Source organism: Mesorhizobium sp. WSM4976 (assembly GCF_029625685.1).
Taxonomy (GTDB): domain Bacteria; phylum Pseudomonadota; class Alphaproteobacteria; order Rhizobiales; family Rhizobiaceae; genus Mesorhizobium.
In genome coordinates this window covers 56,212-76,072 of sequence record NZ_JARTVT010000021.1, presented here as the reverse complement: position 1 = coordinate 76,072, position 19,861 = coordinate 56,212, and the positions used below count along the sequence as shown (strand labels likewise).

The 19,861-nt window shown below is 63.4% G+C and carries 19 protein-coding genes and 1 pseudogene; 9 read left to right on the top strand and 11 right to left on the bottom strand.

Going from position 1 to position 19,861, the window contains the following annotated elements; genetic code table 11:
* The first annotated feature begins 6 nt into the window (after positions 1-6).
* Positions 7-1,098 carry a GTP-binding protein gene (locus P9272_RS24330; RefSeq protein WP_278162543.1) on the top strand — a complete coding sequence of 364 codons (1,092 nt, stop codon included), beginning with the start codon at positions 7-9 and terminating at the stop codon, positions 1,096-1,098.
* Positions 1,099-1,116: 18 nt separating this feature from the next.
* Here the strand turns inward: P9272_RS24330 and P9272_RS24325 are convergent, their stop codons facing one another.
* The 5 genes from P9272_RS24325 to P9272_RS24305 all read right to left on the bottom strand — a co-directional run bounded on the left by P9272_RS24325 (position 1,117) and on the right by P9272_RS24305 (position 5,012).
* Complete coding sequence (locus P9272_RS24325) at positions 1,117-1,356, bottom strand: sulfurtransferase TusA family protein (RefSeq protein WP_128259857.1); 240 nt, start codon at positions 1,354-1,356, stop codon at positions 1,117-1,119.
* Between the two features lie 11 nt (positions 1,357-1,367).
* On the bottom strand, positions 1,368-2,657 hold the full coding sequence (locus P9272_RS24320) for a murein L,D-transpeptidase family protein (protein WP_128259856.1): 1,290 nt from the start codon (positions 2,655-2,657) through the stop codon (positions 1,368-1,370).
* A gap of 222 nt (positions 2,658-2,879) precedes the next feature.
* On the bottom strand, positions 2,880-3,830 hold the full coding sequence (locus P9272_RS24315; RefSeq protein ID WP_128259855.1) for an acetyl-CoA carboxylase carboxyltransferase subunit alpha: 951 nt from the start codon (positions 3,828-3,830) through the stop codon (positions 2,880-2,882).
* A gap of 101 nt (positions 3,831-3,931) precedes the next feature.
* Positions 3,932-4,846 (bottom strand): site-specific tyrosine recombinase XerD, encoded by a 915-nt coding sequence (locus P9272_RS24310; RefSeq protein ID WP_278162499.1) that lies wholly within the window; start codon positions 4,844-4,846, stop codon positions 3,932-3,934.
* 13 nt (positions 4,847-4,859) lie between these two features.
* Positions 4,860-5,012: a hypothetical protein gene (locus tag P9272_RS24305; RefSeq protein WP_042643428.1), complete on the bottom strand. Its 153-nt coding sequence runs from the start codon at positions 5,010-5,012 to the stop codon at positions 4,860-4,862.
* A gap of 189 nt (positions 5,013-5,201) precedes the next feature.
* Between P9272_RS24305 and P9272_RS24300 the strand changes: the two genes are divergently transcribed.
* From P9272_RS24300 to P9272_RS24290, 3 genes are read left to right on the top strand one after another with little or no spacing between them, the layout of a single operon-like run.
* On the top strand, positions 5,202-5,831 hold the full coding sequence (locus P9272_RS24300; protein ID WP_278162497.1) for a shikimate kinase: 630 nt from the start codon (positions 5,202-5,204) through the stop codon (positions 5,829-5,831).
* Positions 5,828-6,997 carry a 3-dehydroquinate synthase gene (gene aroB / locus P9272_RS24295; RefSeq protein ID WP_278162496.1) on the top strand — a complete coding sequence of 390 codons (1,170 nt, stop codon included), beginning with the start codon at positions 5,828-5,830 and terminating at the stop codon, positions 6,995-6,997. The genes P9272_RS24300 and aroB overlap by 4 nt, the downstream gene beginning before the upstream one ends.
* On the top strand, positions 6,994-7,890 hold the full coding sequence (locus tag P9272_RS24290; RefSeq protein ID WP_278162495.1) for a transporter associated domain-containing protein: 897 nt from the start codon (positions 6,994-6,996) through the stop codon (positions 7,888-7,890). The genes aroB and P9272_RS24290 overlap by 4 nt, the downstream gene beginning before the upstream one ends.
* A gap of 17 nt (positions 7,891-7,907) precedes the next feature.
* Here P9272_RS24290 and P9272_RS24285 read toward each other — a convergent pair whose 3' ends face one another.
* From P9272_RS24285 to P9272_RS24275, 3 genes are read right to left on the bottom strand one after another with little or no spacing between them, the layout of a single operon-like run.
* Positions 7,908-9,452, bottom strand: coding sequence for a SpoVR family protein (locus tag P9272_RS24285; RefSeq protein WP_278162494.1), 1,545 nt, complete (start codon positions 9,450-9,452; stop codon positions 7,908-7,910).
* Between the two features lie 12 nt (positions 9,453-9,464).
* Positions 9,465-10,775 (bottom strand): YeaH/YhbH family protein, encoded by a 1,311-nt coding sequence (locus P9272_RS24280; RefSeq protein ID WP_278162493.1) that lies wholly within the window; start codon positions 10,773-10,775, stop codon positions 9,465-9,467.
* Between the two features lie 19 nt (positions 10,776-10,794).
* Positions 10,795-12,744, bottom strand: coding sequence for a PrkA family serine protein kinase (locus tag P9272_RS24275; protein ID WP_278162492.1), 1,950 nt, complete (start codon positions 12,742-12,744; stop codon positions 10,795-10,797).
* Positions 12,745-13,037: 293 nt separating this feature from the next.
* Here P9272_RS24275 and P9272_RS24270 point away from each other — a divergent pair, with 293 nt between their 5' ends.
* Positions 13,038-13,844: an alpha/beta hydrolase gene (locus P9272_RS24270; protein WP_278162490.1), complete on the top strand. Its 807-nt coding sequence runs from the start codon at positions 13,038-13,040 to the stop codon at positions 13,842-13,844.
* On the opposite strand, the gene P9272_RS24265 is transcribed toward P9272_RS24270, so the two are convergent.
* Positions 13,845-14,147 (bottom strand): BolA family protein, encoded by a 303-nt coding sequence (locus P9272_RS24265; RefSeq protein WP_278162489.1) that lies wholly within the window; start codon positions 14,145-14,147, stop codon positions 13,845-13,847.
* Positions 14,148-14,283: 136 nt separating this feature from the next.
* Here P9272_RS24265 and P9272_RS24260 point away from each other — a divergent pair, with 136 nt between their 5' ends.
* The 3 genes from P9272_RS24260 to cobT all read left to right on the top strand — a co-directional run bounded on the left by P9272_RS24260 (position 14,284) and on the right by cobT (position 17,971).
* Complete coding sequence (locus tag P9272_RS24260) at positions 14,284-14,907, top strand: J domain-containing protein (protein ID WP_128259845.1); 624 nt, start codon at positions 14,284-14,286, stop codon at positions 14,905-14,907.
* Between the two features lie 123 nt (positions 14,908-15,030).
* A complete protein-coding gene (gene cobS, locus P9272_RS24255) occupies positions 15,031-16,017 on the top strand; it encodes a cobaltochelatase subunit CobS (protein WP_126064171.1) in 987 nt (328 codons plus the stop codon).
* 55 nt (positions 16,018-16,072) lie between these two features.
* Entirely contained in the window at positions 16,073-17,971 is a 1,899-nt protein-coding gene (gene cobT / locus P9272_RS24250; protein WP_278162488.1) for a cobaltochelatase subunit CobT, read from the top strand.
* 96 nt (positions 17,972-18,067) lie between these two features.
* On the opposite strand, the gene P9272_RS36095 is transcribed toward cobT, so the two are convergent.
* Entirely contained in the window at positions 18,068-18,262 is a 195-nt protein-coding gene (locus tag P9272_RS36095; protein ID WP_347404063.1) for a hypothetical protein, read from the bottom strand.
* Here P9272_RS36095 and P9272_RS24245 point away from each other — a divergent pair.
* Positions 18,248-18,979 (top strand): annotated as a pseudogene (locus tag P9272_RS24245) (esterase-like activity of phytase family protein). The gene P9272_RS36095 and the pseudogene P9272_RS24245 overlap by 15 nt on opposite strands.
* Before the next feature lie 36 nt (positions 18,980-19,015).
* Here the strand turns inward: P9272_RS24245 and P9272_RS24240 are convergent.
* Positions 19,016-19,822 carry a hypothetical protein gene (locus P9272_RS24240; protein WP_278162487.1) on the bottom strand — a complete coding sequence of 269 codons (807 nt, stop codon included), beginning with the start codon at positions 19,820-19,822 and terminating at the stop codon, positions 19,016-19,018.
* Between the last annotated feature and the right edge of the window lie 39 nt (positions 19,823-19,861).

Sequence of the window (19,861 nt, the reverse complement as noted above, 5' to 3'; positions counted from 1 at the left end):
GATATGATGGGCGGATTTCCCATTCCTGTTTCGGTGCTCACCGGCTTTCTCGGCGCCGGCAAGACGACCCTGCTCAACAGGCTGCTCAAGGATCCGGCGCTTGCCGACACGGCGGTGATCATCAACGAGTTCGGCGAGGTGGCGATCGACCATCTTTTGGTCGAGCAGGCGTCCGAGGGCATCATCCAGCTTTCCGACGGCTGCCTGTGCTGCACCGTGCGCGGCGACCTGGTCGACACGCTGGCCGATCTCGTCGACCGGCTGCAGACCGGCCGCATCGCGAAACTCGCCCGCGTCGTCGTCGAGACGACGGGCCTCGCCGATCCGGCACCGGTGCTGCAGTCGATCATGGCGCATCCGGCGCTGGTGCAGGCCTTCCGGCTCGACGGCGTCATCACGCTGGTCGACGCCGTCAATGGCGAGGCAACGCTCGACGCCCATGTCGAGGCGGTGAAACAGGCGGCGGTGGCTGATCGCATCGTGCTGACCAAGACGGACCTTGCCGATGCGGCCGAGGTCGAGACGCTGCGGGCGAGGCTGAAGCAGGTCAATCCGGGTGCCGTCGTGCTTGATGCCAACGAGGCCGGCGCCGCGGCGCTGTTCAATTGCGGCCTCTATGATCCTCGGACCAAGTCCGCCGACGTGCGGCGCTGGCTTGGCGAAGAGGCGGCGCATGATCATGGCCATCACCATGGCGGCGATCATGATCACCATCATGAGCACCGCCACGATATGCGCGTGCGCACGCACTCGCTCGTCCATGACCGCCCGGTGCCGTTCTCGGCGATCGAGATGTTCCTCGACCTTCTGCGATCGACGCATGGCGAGAAGCTGCTGCGAATGAAGGGCGTCATCGAGCTTGCGGAGGACCCCTCGCGGCCGCTTGTCATTCATGGCGTGCAGAAAATCCTGCATCCGCCGGCAAGGCTGCCGGCCTGGCCTGACGGCCAGCGCGGCACCAGGCTGGTGCTGATCACGCTCGATATGCCGGAGGATTATGTTCGGCGACTGTTCGAGGCTTTCACCAACGAGCCGTCGATCGACACGCCGGACCGTGCCGCGCTCGAGTCCAATCCGCTGGCGATAGCCGGGTTATAAACGGAAAACGACGCCGCCTCAGGCCGCGCTGCCGCGCTCGACCAGGAAACGATGGCCGCCCGTGACCGCGGCAGTCTCGACCAACTGGTGACCGGCATCAGCGCAGAAGGCCGGGATATCGATGACCGCGAGCGGGTCGGTGGTTTCCAGCCAAAGCCGGCTGCCTGGCCGCATGGCTGCCAGCCGCTTGCGTGCCTTCAGCACCGGCAATGGACAATTCAGTCCTTTGAGATCGTAGGTGGCGGCTGGTTTTACCAAACTGAAGGCTCTCAGCCGCCGAACATGCCGAGCAGTTTCTTCTTGAGCTTCGACACGGTGCCCTGGTCGGCGTCGGCCGCCTGTTGCGTTTCCTGCGTGGGCGCGGGTTCGACGCCGGCGGTGACGACCGGCTGCTGCGCTGCCTGCTTGGCGGCTTCCTTCTCGGCCAAAGCCTGCTGCCTGGCTGCTTCCTTGGCGGCCTTAGCCGCCTCGATCGCCGCCAGGCGCTGCTCCTCGGCCTTGCGCTTGGCTTCCTTCTCCGCGTCGAGCGCGGCCATCTTGCGGCCGGCAGGCGAATCGATGCGGCCCATGCGGGTCGTTTCCGTCACCGAGCCGTCCGCATTCATCGAGGGCGGCTCGATCGGTACGCGCTCGCCGCGGGCGCGGCGCTTCGACCAGTCGGAAACGATGCTGGCTTCCTTGATGCCGGCGATCGTCGGCTTCGGCGGCGGGTTGCTGGAATTCACGGCCGAGTTGAAGGCCGCGTCGTAGCTCTTCTCGTAACTGGCGAAGGCCATCTTGAGCGAATCCGGCTGCGTCGTCGCGGGGCAGGGGCCGGTCGGGTCGAAGGTTGTGCCTTCCGGCGCGACCTGGTTGAAGACGTAGCGCTTCTCGCAGACATCGACCTTCGGCGGCACTTTGGTGATCTCGAAATTGTCGTAGCCGACCTTCAGCATCTTCCAGAACTCGTAGTTCGGGTCGTTGCGGTAGCGCGCCATGTTGGCGGCGGTCATGCGGAACGGGAAGGCCTGGATCTGGAACTCGGTCTGGCCGCCCTGGAAGGCATCGCGGCCGAAGGCATAGATCTGCTCGATCTGCGCGTCGGTCATCGAATAGCAGCCGGAGGAAGAGCAGGCGCCGTGCACCATCAGGTTCTGACCGGTGCGGCCATTGGCGCGGTCATAGGCGTTGGGAAAGCCGATGTTGAAGGACAGATGGTAATTCGAGCGCGGGTTCATCTGCGACGGACGGACCGTGTAAAAACCTTCCGGCGCCTGGCGGTCGCCCTCGGTGTATTTGGGACCGAGCTTTCCCGACCATTTGCAGATGTCGTAGGTGGCGACGAGATCGTAACGGCCGTTGGTCTTGGCCTTCCAGATCTCCAGCTTGCCTTCTTCCTTGAAGATGCGCGCCATCACCGAGGAGGTGCGCACCATGCCCTTGGCCTTCATGTCGGCAAGGATCTTGTCCGGCAGCGGCTTGTTGGCTTCCGGCGCGAAATCCTTCATGGACGAATCGTTGCAGCCGGCGATGCCGATGGCGGCAATCAGGACTCCGGTGCGGGCAAGCTTGGCAAACATCGGTACGGCTACGTCTCTTAATCTCGGGCCAACGGCTCTCGGCATGGCCGGCCGCAAGGTGAACACCAGTGGACCGTAAGCCCGTTAACCTTGAAAATTCCTTACCGCAAGCCTCGCCGGCAAATCTGGGCAAACCCCTCACGGCAATCCCATTGAGCCGAATCCGGCGGCATTTTTGTGGCAAAAATGCTCATCTTGGCCACAGTTGAAGGGTTTGGCGGGTCAGAGACTGCGGCCCATCGCTAGGTATTTCTCGCGACGCTGCTCGCGGAAATCGGTGTTGGCGCCGGCAAAGTCCTTCATCGTCTTGGCGATGAGGTCACCGGTGGAGGCAATTACCGTCTCCGGCGCGCGCTGGGCGCCCCCCATCGGCTCGGGGATGATGGCGTCGATGATCTTCATCTCGAGAAGATCCTGCGCGGTGATCTTCATGTTGGTCGCCGCGTCCTTCGAGCGGGTGGTGTCGCGCCACAGGATCGAAGCGGCACCCTCCGGCGAGATCACCGAATAGATGGCATGTTCCAACATGTAGACGCGATTTGCCGTGGCGATCGCGATGGCGCCGCCGGAGCCGCCTTCGCCGATGACCACCGAGATCGACGGCACTTTCAGCGAAAGGCAGGCGGAAGTCGAACGCGCGATCGCCTCGGCCTGGCCGCGCTCCTCGGCGCCGACGCCGGGATAGGCGCCGGCGGTGTCGACCAGCGTAAGAAGCGGGATCTTGAAACGGTCGGCCAGTTCCATCAGGCGCACCGCCTTGCGATAGCCCTCAGGCCGCACCGAGCCGAAATTATGCTTGATGCGGCTTGCCGTGTCGGAGCCCTTCTCCTGGCCGATGACCGCTACCGGCTCGCCGCGAAAGCGGGCGAAGCCGCCGACGATCGCCTGGTCGTCGCCGAAATTGCGGTCGCCGGCCAAAGGCGTGAAATCGGTGAACAGCCCCTTGATGTAGTCGACGCAATGCGGGCGGTCGGGATGGCGCGCGACCTGCACCTTCTGCCAGGGCGTGAGCGCCTTGTAGAGGTCGCGCAATGCATCGCGCGAACGCTTTTCCAGCCGGCTGATCTCTTCGGCGACATCGACCGCCTCGCCGTTCTCGGCAAGCTTCTTCAGCTCAAGGATCTTGAGCTCCAGATCCTGCACCGGCTTTTCGAAGTCGAGGTAGTTGTACATGCTTGAGCGGACCGATCCGTCGGAAGGCGAAATGGCTGGCGGAACCGCTGAAATGCCGGCCCCGGGCGGTGGAACGTCGCCCTCACATAGCGATATGAGGCCTAGTCGGCAAGCGGATGATGTTCGTTGACCAGCCGCACCAGCCGCTCCTCCAGGACATGGGTGTAGATCTGCGTGGTCGAGATGTCGGCATGGCCCAGGAGTTGCTGAACGGCTCTGAGATCGGCGCCGTTCTGCAGGAGGTGGCTGGCAAAAGCATGGCGAAGCACATGCGGCGAGATCTTGGCTGCAGCTATTCCCGATCGCGCGGCCAAACCCTTGAGATCGCGGGCGAAAACCTGTCGGGAGAGATGGCCGCTGTCGGAGGAGGCCGGGAACAGGAACGGGCTCTCGGCAAAGGCCGGCCGCGCGGCCCTCGCGCCAAGCCAGGCGCGCATGGCGGCGCGCGCCTTGGCCGATAGCGGCACCATGCGCTCCTTGTCCCCCTTGCCGCGCACCATGAAGAAGCGGTCGTCGCGCAGCGCCACCGTCACCGGCAGACCGACCAGCTCCGACACGCGCAGGCCGGTGGCGTAGAGCACCTCGACCAGCGCGTGCAGGCGCAAGGCGGCCATCCGGTCGCCATCCGGGCCAGCTTCGCCGGCTTCCTGCGCCGCCCGGTCGAGCAGGCGGCCGGTCTCGGCCTCGCTCATCGTCTTCGGCAACGGCCGACCCTTGCGCGGGCTGTCCAGCGTGCCGGTCGGGTCGTCGCCGCGCAGGCCTTCGGCATAGAGGAATTTGAAGAATTGGCGGATCGCCGACAATTTGCGCGCCTGCGAGGTCGGCGCGAAGCCGCGCGCGGCAACGTCGTCGAGATAGGCGCGGATGTCGGCCGATCCGGCGCCCGCAAGTCCGCCCTTGATCGCCTCGGAAGCATCCTCCAGGTCGCGGCGGTAGGAGGCAAGCGTGTTTTCAGCCGCCCCCCGTTCGGCGCTCATCATTTCGAGGAAGGCTTCGATGCGGGCGGCGCTGTTCATCGGGCCGGGTTTGTCAGTTCTTCTTGGGGTTGAGCTTTTCGGCGGGAATGCGGATGCTCATCTCTGCTTTTTTCGGCTCCACGAACATCGCCAGCGCGAACATCGCGCCATAGGCAATGCCTGCCAGAACCGCCAGCGTCACGACGAAGCGAAACAAAGTCGGCATTCAAATTTCGCCCGTCTTGTTGTTTTGCGTTTCCAAAGCCCTGTGCCCTTATGGGACGCCAAACCGGGCAATTCAAGGACGAAGGATTCCGGTCGCCGCAGGTTTTTGCCGGAAAAGCTGCGGACCCGTTCGCGCACCCGCGCTTGACGCAAACAGGCTTTTGATGTCGATACGGCGCAAGAGGCCCCGATGAACGCTCTGCCACCAAATCCGACGGACGAAGGCTGCGCCGCGCTGATCGAAGCGCTCGGCAGCCGTTCGATCGTCTTCGTCGGGCTGATGGGCGCCGGCAAGACGGCGATCGGGCGCAAGGTGGCGACGATGCTTTCGCTGCCCTTCATGGATAGCGACCAGGAGATCGAAAGCGTCTCGCGCATGACGGTGCCGGAACTGTTCGAGCGCTATGGCGAGCCGGAATTCCGCGCGCTGGAGCAGCGCGTGATCCTGCGCCTGCTGGAAAACGGCCCGCAGGTGCTGTCGACCGGCGGCGGCGCCTTCATGAACGCGCAGACGCGCGAGGCGATTTCCGCGCATGGCGTGTCGGTCTGGCTGAAGGCCGATCTGGACCTGTTGATGGAGCGGGTCTCCAAGAAACAGAACCGGCCTCTGCTCAAGAATCCAGATCCGCGCGGAGTGCTGGAGAAATTGATGGGCGAGCGGTATCCGGTCTATGCCATGGCCGACCTGACAGTGCCGACGCGCGACGACCGCAAGGAGATCATCGCCGGCGAAGTCGTCGCGGCTCTCTGCGCCCATCTCGGGGTTGAGGCGATCGCGACGGGCGCTACAAGCGCCACAACGGACGAGGTGCAGTCGTGAGCCATGCCGAACCGGTGAAAGTCGAGGTCGGGCTCGGCGACCGCGCCTATGACATTTTGATCGGCTCTGGTCTGCTTGCGCGCTCCGGCGAGGAGATCGCGCGGCGGCTTCCCGGCACCCGCGCGGCCATCGTCACCGACGAGAACGTTGCCGCCGCGCATCTCGACACGCTGAAGGCGGGGCTGGAGACAGGCGGCATCCAGTCCGCCGTCATCACTTTGCCGGCCGGCGAAAAGACCAAGAGTTTCGCCCATCTCGAGGAGGTGGTCGACGGCGTGCTCGCCGCAAAGCTCGAACGCGGCGACGTGGTGGTCGCGCTCGGCGGCGGCGTGATCGGCGATCTGGCCGGCTTCGCTTCCGGCATCGTGCGGCGCGGCATGAATTTTGTGCAGATCCCGACTTCGCTGCTGGCGCAGGTCGATTCCTCCGTCGGCGGCAAGACCGGCATCAACAGCGCGCGCGGCAAGAACCTCGTCGGCGTCTTCCACCAGCCCAGGCTGGTGCTGGCCGACACTCAAGTGCTCGACACGCTGCCGATCCGCGAGTTTCGCGCCGGCTATGCCGAGCTCGCCAAATACGGCCTGATCGACCGCCCCGCCTTCTTCGCCTGGCTGGAACAGAACTGGGGCCAGGTCTTCGCCGGCGGTCCGGCGCGGGTCGAGGCGATCGCAGAGGCCTGCCGCGCCAAGGCAGATGTCGTCGCCCGCGACGAGTTCGAGACCGGCGACCGCGCGCTGCTCAATCTCGGCCACACATTCGGCCATGCGCTGGAAGCCGCCACGCAATATGACGGATCCCGCCTGGTCCATGGCGAGGGCGTCGCCATCGGCATGGCGCTGGCGCATCGCTTCTCGGCGCGGCTCAACCTTGCGAGCCCCGACGACGCGGAACGCGTCGAGGCGCATCTTCGCGCTGTCGGCCTGCCTTGGCGCATGGCGGAGATTCCGGGCGAGTTGCCGGACGCCGAGGCGCTGCTCGGCTTCATCACCCAGGATAAGAAGGTCTCGCGAGGCGCGCTGACCTTCATCCTGACGCGCGGCATCGGCCAGTCGTTCATCGCCAAGGACGTGCCGGCCTCGGAAGTGCTCTCCTTCCTCAAGACAAGCCATCCCGCAGGGCTCAAGCTGAGCCATCCCGAACGGTCCAATAGGAGCCGTTCCGGATGACCGACGCCGGCTGGATCGTCGCAGCCGTCCTCGCCGCCATCGTAATCATGGCGCTTCTGTTTCGCGCCCGCTTGCTTGCCGCTGTCGGCTATGCGCTGCGGCCGATCGAGCCGCCGCAGCGGTGCGAGCGCAACGGGAAGGATCATGACAGCGACGATTCCCGTCGCGACGGCGAAGCCGGCCGTGAGGAGCGCAACCGGCTCGAGGGCCTCTTCGACCTTGATGAGCTCGAAGTGTCGGACGTCATGGTCCACCGCACCAATATGCGCTCCGTCAACGCCGACAATACGCCCGAAGCGGTTGTGCGCGAGATCCTCACGAGTCCGCACACCCGAATGCCGCTGTGGAAGGGTTCGCTCGACAACATCGTCGGCGTCCTGCACGCGAAAGATCTGCTGAGGGCCCTCAATGAGGTCGGCAACGACTTTTCGCAGATCGACGTGATGAAGATCGCGGCGAAGCCTTGGTTCGTGCCGGACACCACCACCTTGCAGGAACAGCTCAACGCCTTCCTGCGGCGCAAGACGCATTTCGCCATCGTCGTCGACGAGTATGGCGAGGTCGAAGGGCTGGTGACGCTGGAAGACATCATCGAGGAGATCGTCGGCGAGATCGCCGACGAGCACGATGTCGACATGCAGGGCGTCAAGAAAGAAGCCGATGGCTCGGTCGTCGTCGACGGCACCGTGCCGATCCGCGACTTGAACCGCGCGCTCGACTGGCACCTTCCCGACGAGGAAGCCACCACGATCGCCGGCCTCGTCATCCATGAGACGCAGTCGATCCCTGAGGAAAAGCAGGCTTTCACCTTTCACGGCAAGCGTTTCGTCGTGATGAAGCGCGACAAGAACCGCATTGCCAGGTTGAGGATACGTCCCGCCAGCGAAGGCTAGAATGGCAACTTGCGGTCTTACAGTTCCTTGGTCCAACGCTCGCTGAGCGTCGCGCCAGTCCCGGCATCGATTGCCGCCAGGCTGACCTCGTAGCCCCAGAGGTTGCGGATATGGCGCAGCGTTGCGTCGCGGCTCTGGCCCTCGAGCATGATGCCGTCCTTGACCTTGTGCTGCAGCCGCAGATGCCGGTCGCCCAGCAGGTCAACGTCGACCACCTGGATGTCGGGGCGGCTGGCGCCAATATCGTAGCTTTGCGCCAGCGCCGACCGTATCCTGGCATAGCCGCGCTCATTGTGGATCGAGGCCACCTCATAATGCGGCTCGTCTGCGCCATCGGCCAGCACGAAGAGCCGCCATTTGCGGATCAACGTCGGGCTCAGATACTGGCGGATGAAGGATTCGTCGCGGTGGTTGGCCCAGGCGTCGAGCAGGGTGTCGCGCCAGTCGCCGCGGCCGGCGATGTCCGGAAACCAGTCGCGGTCCTCGGCGGTGGGCGCAGTCGAGATGCGCTGGATATCCTGCATCATGTCGAGGCCGAGCGCATAGGGATTGATGCCGGAGTAGCGCGGATCGTCATAAGTCGGCTGGAAGACCACGTTGGAGTGGTTGCGCAGGATCTCGAGCATGGCGCCTTCGCTGATGCGGCCACGATCGAACAGCGTGTTCATGATCGTATAGTGCACGAAAGTGGCGCAGCCTTCGTTCATCACCTGGGTTTGCCGCTGCGGGTAGAAATATTGCGCGATGACGCGCACGATCCTGACGATCTCACGCTGCCAGGGTTCGAGGACGAGGCTGTTCTTCTCCAGGAAATAGAGCAGGTTCTCTTCCGGCAGCTTGAGCGATTTCTTCCGCTCGGCAAGGATTTCGTCCCCCGCTTCCGGCTTGTTCCTTCCCTGAGAGGGCGGCAGCGTTCGCCACAAATCGTTGAAGGAGCGTTCCTCGTATTCGAGGCGCTCGCGCAGCCCCTCGCGCTGCTGCTCGGACGACAGTTTCGGCGGCCGATGGTAGCGGAACACGCCTTGCTCCATCAGCGCATGGGCCGAGTCAAGGATCGCTTCCACCGCCGCCAGGCCATGCCGCTCCTCGCAGCGGGCGATGTAGCTCTTGGCAAAATCCAGATAGCTCAAAATGCCGCCGGCATCGGTCCATTGCCGGAAGAGATGATTGTTCTTGAAGAAATGGTTGTGCCCGAGCGCGGCATGCGCGGTCACCAGGGCCTGCAGGGCCATGGTGTTCTCTTCCATGAGATAGACGATGCAGGGGTTGGAGTTGATGACCAACTCATAGGCCAGGCCGCGCGCGCCCTTGCGGTAGAGAAATTCGTCGTAGAGGAAACGCTTGCCGAACGACCAATGCCGGTACATCAGCGGCATGCCGACCGAGGAATAGGCGTCGAGCATCTGCTCGGAAGAGATGACCTCCATCTGCACAGGATAGATGTCGAGGCCCAGCTCTTCGGTCCCGAGCGCCTCGATCTCGTCATAGACGCGGGACAGCTTTGAAAAATTCCAGTCCGAGCCGGAGAACAGCAGTTCGGATTTGCGCGCTTGGCTGACCATCGCCCGAGCCCCTCAAGCGCTCTTGCGCAGGGCGGGCTGCCTGGCGAAGAGCTCGCGGAAGACCGGGTAGATGTCGGCCGGCGCGGCAATGCGCCTCATCTGGAAGTTCGGCCATTTGCCGTCGACGGCGTTGTAGGCGCGCCAGAGCGACGTCCCGTTCTCGGTTGAGCCGAAGATGTGGCTTTCCCGCTCGTCGATGATCTCCACATAGGCGAAATACTGGCAAAGCCGCATGAGCTTGCGGTCGAGCAATTCTATGCAGCGTTCGGAGTCGGTGGCGAAGTTGTCACCGTCGGAAGCCTGGGCGGCGTAGATGTTCCATTCGGCCGCCGGATAGCGCTCCTGGATGATGCGATGCATTTCCTCGAGCGCCGTGGAGACGACCGTGCCACCGCTTTCGGTGTGATAGAAGAACGTCTGCTCGTCCACCTCCTTGGCTTGGTGGGTGTGGCGGATGAACACGACCTCGATGCGTTCGTAGCGGCGCGTCAGGAAGAGATGCAGCAACACAAAGAAGCGTTTGGCCAGATCCTTCTCGCGCTCTCCCATCGAGCCCGAGACGTCCATCAGGCAGAACATGACCGCGTTCGCATTGGGCACAGGCTGTGGATCGAAGCGGTTGAAACGGATGTCGACCGGATCGACATAGGCAATGCGCCGGCGCCGGCGCTCAAGCCGCTCAAGGTCTTCGCGCAGCGCCGTTATGCGTTCGCCCACCGCGGCGCTTGCCGGCTTTGCTTCCAGTTCGGCGATCTGCCGGGCGACTTCGTCCAGCTCAGTCTGCTTGGGGCGCCTGAGCGCTATGCGCCGCCCGTGGCTGTTGCGCATCGTGCGTCCGACATTGATGTTGGTTGGCGCTCCGCTTGCGGCGAAGCCTGCCCGTCTCGGCTTGAAGCTCAGTATCTGCTTGAGGTTGAGCTTAACCAGATCCGGCAGTTCGAGGTCCTCAAAGAAAAGGTCCAGCACCTCCTCGCGCGACAGCACGAAGCGGAAGTCATCTTCGGACTCCGTGGTCCCCGGAGCCGATCCGTAGCCTCCCCCGCCGCCAGGCTTGTCGATAAGATCGCCAGGGCTGAACGTCCTGTTGCCGGGCAGGATGTGCTGGCGCCGGCCGCTTTGCTTGTCGACGCCGAAGGTCGGTTCGTCGGTGCCCTTGCGCGGCATTGGGACGGCGTGTTCGCGGTCGAGCTCGGCGATGCCGCCGGTGCGGACCTTGTCGCGGATGCTGCGCTTGAGATCCTCGCGGGCACGCCTGAGGAAGCGCTGGCGATTGCCAAGGCTCTTGTCTTTCGGGTTCAGACGGCGGTCGATGAAGATCGGCATGGCACCGTTCGGGCGTTCCTCAACCCGCCTTGTTCACGCGCATGTACCAGTCGACCAATCGGCGCACCTGCCGCTGGGTATAGCCGCGCTCCACCATGCGCTGCACGAATTCATTATGCCGCTTCTCCGTGACGCTGTCCTGCTTGGAGCCGAAGCTGATCACCGGCAACAGGTCCTCGACCTGGCCGAACATGCGCTTCTCAATAACCTCGCGAAGCTTTTCGTAGCTCGTCCAGGACGGGTTGCGGCCATGGTTGCGCGCCCGGGCGCGCAAGGTGAACTTGACCACTTCGTTGCGGAAGTCCTTGGGGTTGGCGATGCCGGCTGGCTTCTCGACCTGCGACAACTCCTTCTCCAGAACCTCACGGTTGAGGATCTGGCCGGTGTCGGGATCCTTGTAATCCTGATCCTCGATCCAGGCATCGGCATAAGCGATGTAGCGGTCGAAGAGGTTCTGGCCGTACTCGCTGTAGGATTCCAGATAAGCCTTCTGGATCTCGTGGCCGATGAACTCGGCATAGCGGCTAGCGAGTTCCGACTTGATGAACTCGAGATAGGCGGCCTCGGTTTCCTTCGGGAATTGCTCGCGCTTGATCGCCTCTTCGAGGATGTACATCAGGTGGACGGGATCGGCGGCCACCTCCTTGGTGTCGTAGTTGAAGGTCTGCGACAGGATCTTGAAGGCGAAACGCGTGCTGACGCCGGTCATGCCTTCGTCCACGCCGGCGGCGTCGCGATATTCCTGCACCGATTTCGCCTTCGGGTCGACCTCCTTGAGGTTCTCGCCATCATAGGCGCGCATCTTGGTGTAGAGCGGCGAGTTCTCATGCTCGGCAAGGCGGGTCGAGACGGTGAAGCGGCTGAGAATGTCCAGCACCTCTGGGGCGCAGGGGCTGTTCGCCAGCTCACTCTCGCGCAGCAGCTTCTCGTAGATCTGCCGCTCCTCGGTGATGCGCAGGCAATAGGGCACCTTGACCACGAGGATGCGGTCGAGGAAGGCCTCATTGTTCTTGTTGTTCTTGAACTGCTGCCATTCCGATTCGTTGGAATGGGCGACGACGATGCCCTGATAGGGGAAGGCGCCGAAATTCTCGGTGCCGTTGTAGCTGCCTTCCTGGGTGGCCGTCAGCAACGGGTGCAGGACCTTGATCGGTGCCTTGAACATCTCGACGAATTCGAGCAGGCCTTGCGTGGTCCGGTTCAGGCCGCCGCTGTAGGAATAGGCGTCCGGGTCGGACTGGCTGAAATGCTCCAATTGCCTGATGTCGACCTTGCCGACCAGGGCCGAAACGTCCTGATTGTTCTCGTCGCCGGGCTCGGTCTTGGCGATGGCGATCTGGCGCAGCCGCGACGGCATCAGCTTGACGACGCTGAATTTCGAGATGTCGCCCTTCAGCTCATCCAGGCGCTTGGCTGCCCAGGGCGAGATCAGTCCGTTCAGGCGGCGGCGGGCGATGCCGTATTTGTCCTCCAGCAGATCGCCCATCCGGTCGGGATGGAAGAGGCCGAGCGGCGATTCGAAAATCGGGCTGATCTGGTTGCCGACCTTGAGCGTGTAGATCGGCCGCTCTTCCATCAGCTTCTTCAGCCGTTCGGCGAGCGAGGATTTGCCGCCGCCGACCGGGCCGAGAAGATAGAGGATCTGCTTGCGCTCCTCGAGGCCTTGCGAGGCGTAGCGGAAATATCCGGCGATGCGCTCGATCGTATCCTCCATTCCGTAGAAGTCGGAAAAGGAGGGATAGATCTTGATCGTGCGGTTGGAGAAAATGCGGCCGAGCCGCTCGTCCTTGCTGGTGTCGACCAGGGTCGGCTCGCCGATCGCCTCAACCATGCGCTCGGGCGCCGAGGCGTACATGGATTTGTCCTCGCGGCAAGCCAGCAGATATTGCTGAAGACTGATCTCTTCCTGGGCCGCGTTGGAATAAATCTCCGAAAACAGATCGAAGACGTCGGATTGGTTCTCGCGCATGATGCTTTGCCTCGGAGCCGATAGGCTGCCAATCGGCTCATCGCTTCATCAACCGCCGGAAAGCATTGTGGTTCCCTTCATCTGAAGAGAGAGCGCACAATGCACTCCGACTTTGGCCTTCGGGACACCCCGATTCGGCCGCAAATGCTCGCCTATGAACATACGTGGTGATTGCCAGCGGACGGTCAAGAAGCGGATTCGTTTTCGCACCGAAAGTTGTCATTTTTGGTTCGTAGACGAGGCGCGTAGCGAGCACTCGTGCCCGCCGCGACACAACCAGGCCGGAGATGGCGATGATCGATCGACGCTACTTCATCGTGGCATCACTGGCGGCGCTGCTGCCGGCGGGTGCGTCAGCCGCCGGGCGTCCGGTCCAGCCGGAGCCGCAGACCTTCGATTACGGTCCGGCCAAGCTCGACATCTACGCACCGGCCGGCGCCAAGAACCTGCCGGTGGTCTTCTTCGTCCATGGCGGCGCCTGGCGGTTCGGCAAGCGCAGCCAGGTCGGCTCAAAGCCGGGCTTCCTGCTCGCCAATGGCTTCGTGTTCGTCTCGATCGATTACCGAATGCTGCCGGAAGCGGATGTCGCGACCCAGGCCGGCGACGTCGAAAAGGCCTACGCCTTTCTGCGCGCCAACATCGCCCGGCATGGCGGCGATCCGGACCGCATCGTCGGCATGGGCCATTCGGCCGGCTGCCATCTGGTCGCGCTGACCGGCATGCGCGGAGGGTTGCCGGGCGTCGCCGCGCTGATCCTGGACGACACCAGGGCCTATGATCTTGCCGCGCTTTCGAGGAATGGCGGCATGGTGCGCGCCTATGCGCGTGTCTTCTCCGACCCGAAACAATGGGCGGCGCTTTCGCCCGCGACCTTTGTCGAGGGCAAAAAACATCCGCCGACCTTCATCGCCTATTCGCGCGCGCCCGGGCGAGGCGAAGAGTCAAAGGCTTTCGCGGAACGCCTGCGCGCCACCGGCACGAAGGTCACGCTGTTCGACGGCAGCGCCTATACGCATATGTCGATCAATGGCGATTTCGGCCAGGATGGCGACGCCTTGACCGCGGCGGCACTGGCGTTCCTGAAGGCGACGGTGACCTGATTACCAGCGAGTCTTCTCGCCGGGTGCCGCCGGCTCGATCGCCAGCGCGTGGACGCCGGCTTGCAGTTCGTCGGCAAGCAGCTCGTTGACGGCGCGGTGGCGGTCGATGCGGCTCATGCCGGCAAAACTCGGCGAGACAATGCGGACGCGGAAATGCGTCTCGCCGGTGCCGTCGAACGTCGCATGATGGCCGGATTCGACATGATGATGGCCTGCATGAAGGTGGCTTTCATTGATGACGGCGAGCCGCTCGGGCGAAAATGCCGCTTTCAGCTTGTCTTCCATCTTGGCCTGTATGGACATCAGGGCTTCCCTTCACCACATATGCGGCACAGCCGCAAAATCTTGCATTTCGACCGCTTTTAAGCCGCGATTCAGCGGTTAGGGCGATCATCGGCGAAATGTCAATTCTTGTTTCGCACATGCGAACAGCCCATAAATGGGTGAGATGAAAGCGTATCCCAAATATTTCGAAAAGATCCGGATCCGGCCGGAGAAGGACGCGGAGCTGAAGTCGCGCGCGCCGATCTGCCAGTGGGATGGTTGCAACGAAGCCGGCACGCACCGGGCGCCGGTCGGGCGCCTAAAGGAAGGCGAGTATTTCCGCTTCTGCTTCGACCATGTGCGCGAATACAACAAAGGCTTCAACTACTTCTCCGGCGTGTCGGACAGCGAGATCGCCCGCTTCCAGAAAGAGGCGCTGACCGGCCACAGGCCGACTTGGCGCATGGGCGCCAACGGCGGCGGGACGCGCTCGGCGCCGGATTTCGCGCAGCAGCGCTCGGGGCGCGCCGGCTACTACAACCGCATGCGCGATCCGTTCAATCTGTTCGGTTCAGGCTCGCGCGAGCCGCGCGAACGCAAGGCAAAGCCGCTTGAGGCCAAGGCGCTGGAAACGCTTGGCCTTGATACAAAGGCGACTGGTCAGGACATCAAGGCGCGTTATAAGGAACTGGTTAAGCGCCACCATCCGGATGCGAATGGCGGCGACAGAGGTTCGGAAGACCGGTTCCGCGATGTGCTGCAGGCCTATCGCGTGCTCAAGCAGGCAGGATTGTGCTGAGCGGCCCTACGGTCCGTGTCGTTTTCCAACTTTCATAAGGTTGGAAAAGGCTCTAAGACCGCCCCCGGACAAAATCGATTGCCGGCGAAACGCGGCGTTTCGCCCGTGGAGACGTTGATAGAGATGAACAAGGTCGATCGCGACATCGCCAACCTGCCCGACACGACGGTGTCGGTGAAGGAGAAATTCGGTTTCGAGTCCAAGATGGTCGTTCCTGCCTATTCGGCGGCGACCGAGCATGTCCCGGACATCGACCCGGATTATCTGTTCGACAAGGCGACGACATTGGCGATCCTCGCCGGCTTTGCCTACAACCGCCGCGTGATGGTGTCGGGCTATCACGGCACCGGCAAGTCGACGCATATCGAGCAGGTCGCGGCGCGGCTCAACTGGCCTTGCGTGCGCGTCAACCTCGACAGCCATGTCAGCCGTATCGACCTCGTCGGCAAGGACGCCATCGTCGTCAAGGAGGGCCTGCAGGTCACCGAGTTCCGCGACGGCATCCTACCCTGGGCCTATCAGCACAATGTCGCGCTCTGCTTCGACGAGTACGATGCCGGCCGGCCGGACGTGATGTTCGTCATCCAGCGCGTGCTGGAATCGTCGGGCCGGCTCACGCTGCTCGACCAGAGCCGTGTCATCCGCCCGCATCCGGCTTTCCGGCTGTTCGCCACCGCGAACACGGTCGGCCTTGGCGACACCACCGGCCTCTACCACGGCACGCAGCAGATCAACCAGGCGCAGATGGACCGCTGGTCGATCGTCACCACGCTCAACTACCTGCCGCACGACAATGAGGTGAACATCGTGCTGGCCAAGGCCAAGCACTATCGCGACAACAAGGGCAGGGACATCGTCAACAAGATGGTGCGCGTCGCCGACATGACGCGCTCGGCCTTCATCAATGGCGACCTGTCGACCGTGATGAGCCCGCGTACCGTCATCACCTGGGCCGAAAACGCCGAGATCTTCGGCGACATCGGCATGGCGTTCCGCCTGACCTTCCTCAACAAATGCGACGAGCTGGAGCGTTCGGTGGTGGCCGAGTTCTACCAGCGCGCCTTTGGCGAGGATCTGCCGGAGAGCGCCGCCAACGTGGTGCTGGGTTAGGCGCGCAGCTGAAAGGCCTCCAGCCTTTCAGCATGAAACGCGCAGGGAATGATCAATGGCGGGTCCAGGCGACAACACGCGCAACAAGCCGAGGAACGGGTCTGAAGCGGACAGCTTCAAGCGCGCCGTCACCGTATGCATGCGCGCCGTCGCCGGCGACAAGGATCTCGAGGTCGGCTTCGCCAAGGACCGGCCGGCTCTGGCGGGAAATCGCGCCCGGCTGCCCGAGCTGCCTAAGAAGGCCTCCCGTAACGACATCGCAATCACCCGCGGCATCGGCGATTCCATGGCGCTGAAGCGCGCCTGCCACGATCAGCGCATCCACAACAAGCTGGCGCCGGAAGGGAAGCTCGCGAGATCCATCTTCGACGCGGTCGAGCAGGCGCGCGTCGAGGCGATCGGCAGCCGCGCCATGCAGGGCGTGGCCGACAATATCGGCTCGATGCTCGAGGACAAATACACCAAGGCGAATCTCGTCGACGTCAGGGACAAGGCCGACGCGCCGCTGGAAGAAGCGATCGCGCTGATCGTGCGCGAAAAACTCACCGGCCGGCCCGTGCCGAAGAGCGCGGAGCGGCTCGTCGATCTCTGGCGCCCCTGGGTCGAGGAAAAGGCGGGTGGCGACCTCGACGGCCTATCCGCCAAGCTGGAGGACCAGCAGGCCTTTGCCCGCGTCGTGCGCGACATGCTCGTTTCCATGGAGATGGCCGAGGAACTCGGCGACGACCAGGAAACCGACGATTCCGAGGAAAACGAAGAGAACGAGCAGCAGGGCGAGGAACAGAGCGAGGAAGGCGGCGAGGAGGATTCAGGCTCGGAGCAGTCTCAGTCGGAAGATGCCGAAGCTTCCGCCGACGAGGAAGAGTCGGCCGAGACGGAGGCGACCGACGCCACATCCGACGACCTCTCCGACGACGATGATTCCGACGCCGAGACGCCGGGCGAGGCAAAGCGCAACGACAACCCGTTCCTCAACCTGCCGAAGGAGATCGACTACAAGGTCTTCACCACCGCCTTCGACGAGACGGTGGGGGCCGAGGACCTTTGCGAGGAAGAGGAGCTCGACCGGCTGCGCGCCTTCCTCGACAAGCAGCTGGCCAACCTGTCGGGCGTCGTCGGGCGGCTCGCCAACCGGCTGCAGCGCCGGCTGATGGCGCAGCAGAACCGTTCCTGGGATTTCGATCTCGAAGAAGGCTATCTCGATCCGGCGCGGCTGGTGCGCGTCGTCATCGATCCGATGCAGCCGCTCTCCTTCAAGCAGGAGCGCGACACCAAGTTCCGCGACACGGTGGTGTCGCTGGTGCTCGACAATTCTGGCTCGATGCGCGGCCGGCCAATTACGGTCGCGGCGACCTGCGCCGACATCCTGGCGCGCACGCTGGAGCGCTGCGGCGTTTCGGTCGAAATCCTCGGCTTCACCACGCGGGCGTGGAAAGGCGGGCAGGCTCGCGAGAAATGGCTGAAAGACGGCAAGCCCCCCAATCCCGGACGGCTCAACGATCTGCGCCACATCATCTACAAGTCCGCCGACCATCCATGGCGGCGCGCGCGGCGCAATCTCGGGCTGATGATGCGCGAGGGCCTGCTCAAGGAAAATATCGACGGCGAGGCGCTGCTTTGGGCGCATAACCGGCTGATCGGCCGGCCCGAGCAGCGCAAGATCCTGATGATGATCTCGGACGGAGCGCCGGTCGACGATTCGACGCTCTCGGTCAATCCGGGCAACTATCTGGAGCGCCATCTGCGGGCGGTCATCGAGCTGATCGAGACGCGCTCGCCGGTCGAACTCTTGGCGATCGGCATCGGCCATGACGTCACGCGCTATTATCGCCGCGCCGTCACCATCGTCGATGCAGAGGAACTGGCCGGCGCCATGACCGAGCAGCTCGCCTCGCTGTTCGGCGAGGAAAGCGCGCGCGACACGCGCCGCGGCGGTTTGCGGCGCGCCGGATGATCTTTTCGGCGCGGCATTGCGGCGGACGCTCGTCGCCTGCGTGCTGACCTGCGCCTCGCCGGCCATCGCCGCCTAGAGTGCATCCGTCGAGACCGTCTAGATTTCGGCGCGGCCGATCACCCAGTTCCATACCGGCCACGACGAGACGCGGTTCGGGCCGTTCGAATTCGTCGGCGGGCTGGAGATGACCTCGCCTGCGCGCGATTTCGGCGCGCTGTCGGCGCTTCGCTTTCTCAAGGCGGGGCGCGACTTCATCGGGGTTGCCGACACCGGCTTCTGGTTCTTCGGCATGATTATACAGACGCCGACAAGCGCCCCTCGGGCGTCAAGAATTTCCGGATGCAGCAGATGGTCGACGCTTCGGGCCGGCCGATCGACCGGAAGTGGGAGGTCGACGCGGAAGGGTTCGCGGTGAAGGACGGCGTCGCCACCGTCGGCTTCGAGCGCGACCAGCGCGTCGCCCAGTTCAAGATTGATCCCGACAATATGAAAGCGCCGGTCAGGCAGCTCGATTGCCTGGTCCCCGCCAGGGAGCTGCGCCAGAACCGCGGCTTCGAGACCGTCGCCCACGCCAATCCTTATCGGCAGCACGCGGGCGGCCTGGTCGTGGTTTCGGAAAGGAGTCTCGACATATCAAGCAATGTCTACGCCGCTATCATCGAAGGGCCGCACAAAGGCGTCTTCACCATCAAGCGCAACGGCGATTTCCACATTACCGACGGTGCCTTCCTGCCGGACGGCGACCTGCTGCTTGGAGCGCAGCTTCTCGATCGCGCGCGGGGTGAAGATGCGGCTGCGGCGCATCTATGGCGGTAGCGTCGAGAAGGGTGCGCTCGCCGATGGGCCTGTGCTGATGGAGGCCGGCATGGGCTACCAGTCGAGAATATGGAAGGTCTCGACGTCTGGACCCGCGATGATGGCGCGACGATGCTGTCGCTGATATCCGACGACAACCATTCGATCCTGCAGCGCAACCTCTACCTGGAATTCATCCTGCACCAGGACTGAGGGGTTTCGGCTTTGCCGACGGCGAGCGCTGCGAGGTTACCGGCCGACGTGGCGGACTTCGTTCATCACGAAATTGGCGGCGCGCTTGCTGCGGTTGCGGATCTTGAGCGTCGCGGTGTTGTCGACGAAATAGGTGTGAAGGATGCTGTCGCGGGTGCGGACTTCCGGTCCGATGGTGTCGACCGCATGCCAGGTGTCGGTGCCGACCGCAAAGGCGTAGCCCGTGTTCGGCGAAAACGACATCCGGTGCGAATTCTCGAAGCGCCCGTCCGGCATGCGCTCGGCGAAGCGGGTGCCGATATGGTTGATCGAGTCATCCTCCGGCAAATAGAACTGGACCGTAATGCCCTTCCATTTCGTGTCGGTGTGGAACCCGATCTTGTAGCCCGCCACGTCGCGCGTCAGCATCGGCACCGGATACATGCCGACCTTCATGAAGTCCGAGCCGAACCGGCGCTCCAGGCCCGGGGCAAGGCGGCGCATGAAGGCGTCCTTCAATTCCGACGCATGCAATGCCTTGCCGACCAAGGCCCAGACGGCCCGTTTCTCAGCCGGCAGATGGCGGATATATTCCGGGTAGAGGTCGATCTTGATCCGCGTCGCGGTGCCATCGGCCTTGATGTTCACATTGTTGCGGCCCTTGAGCGCACGATATTCGCGCGCCTCCGGCATGGCGGCGCGCATGCGCCGATAGAGGTCCGCCGGGAAGACATCGGTCATTTCCAGATGCCAGAACGGCTTTTCCACGAAGGTGGCGCGGTCCACCGCCTCCACCATGTGGGAGACAACATGCTGCAGCATTTGTTTGGCTGACGCCGTCGCCGCGCCGTCTATGGCCGACATGGATAACCTTTCCCCATCCCAAAGAACCCTGCACACAAA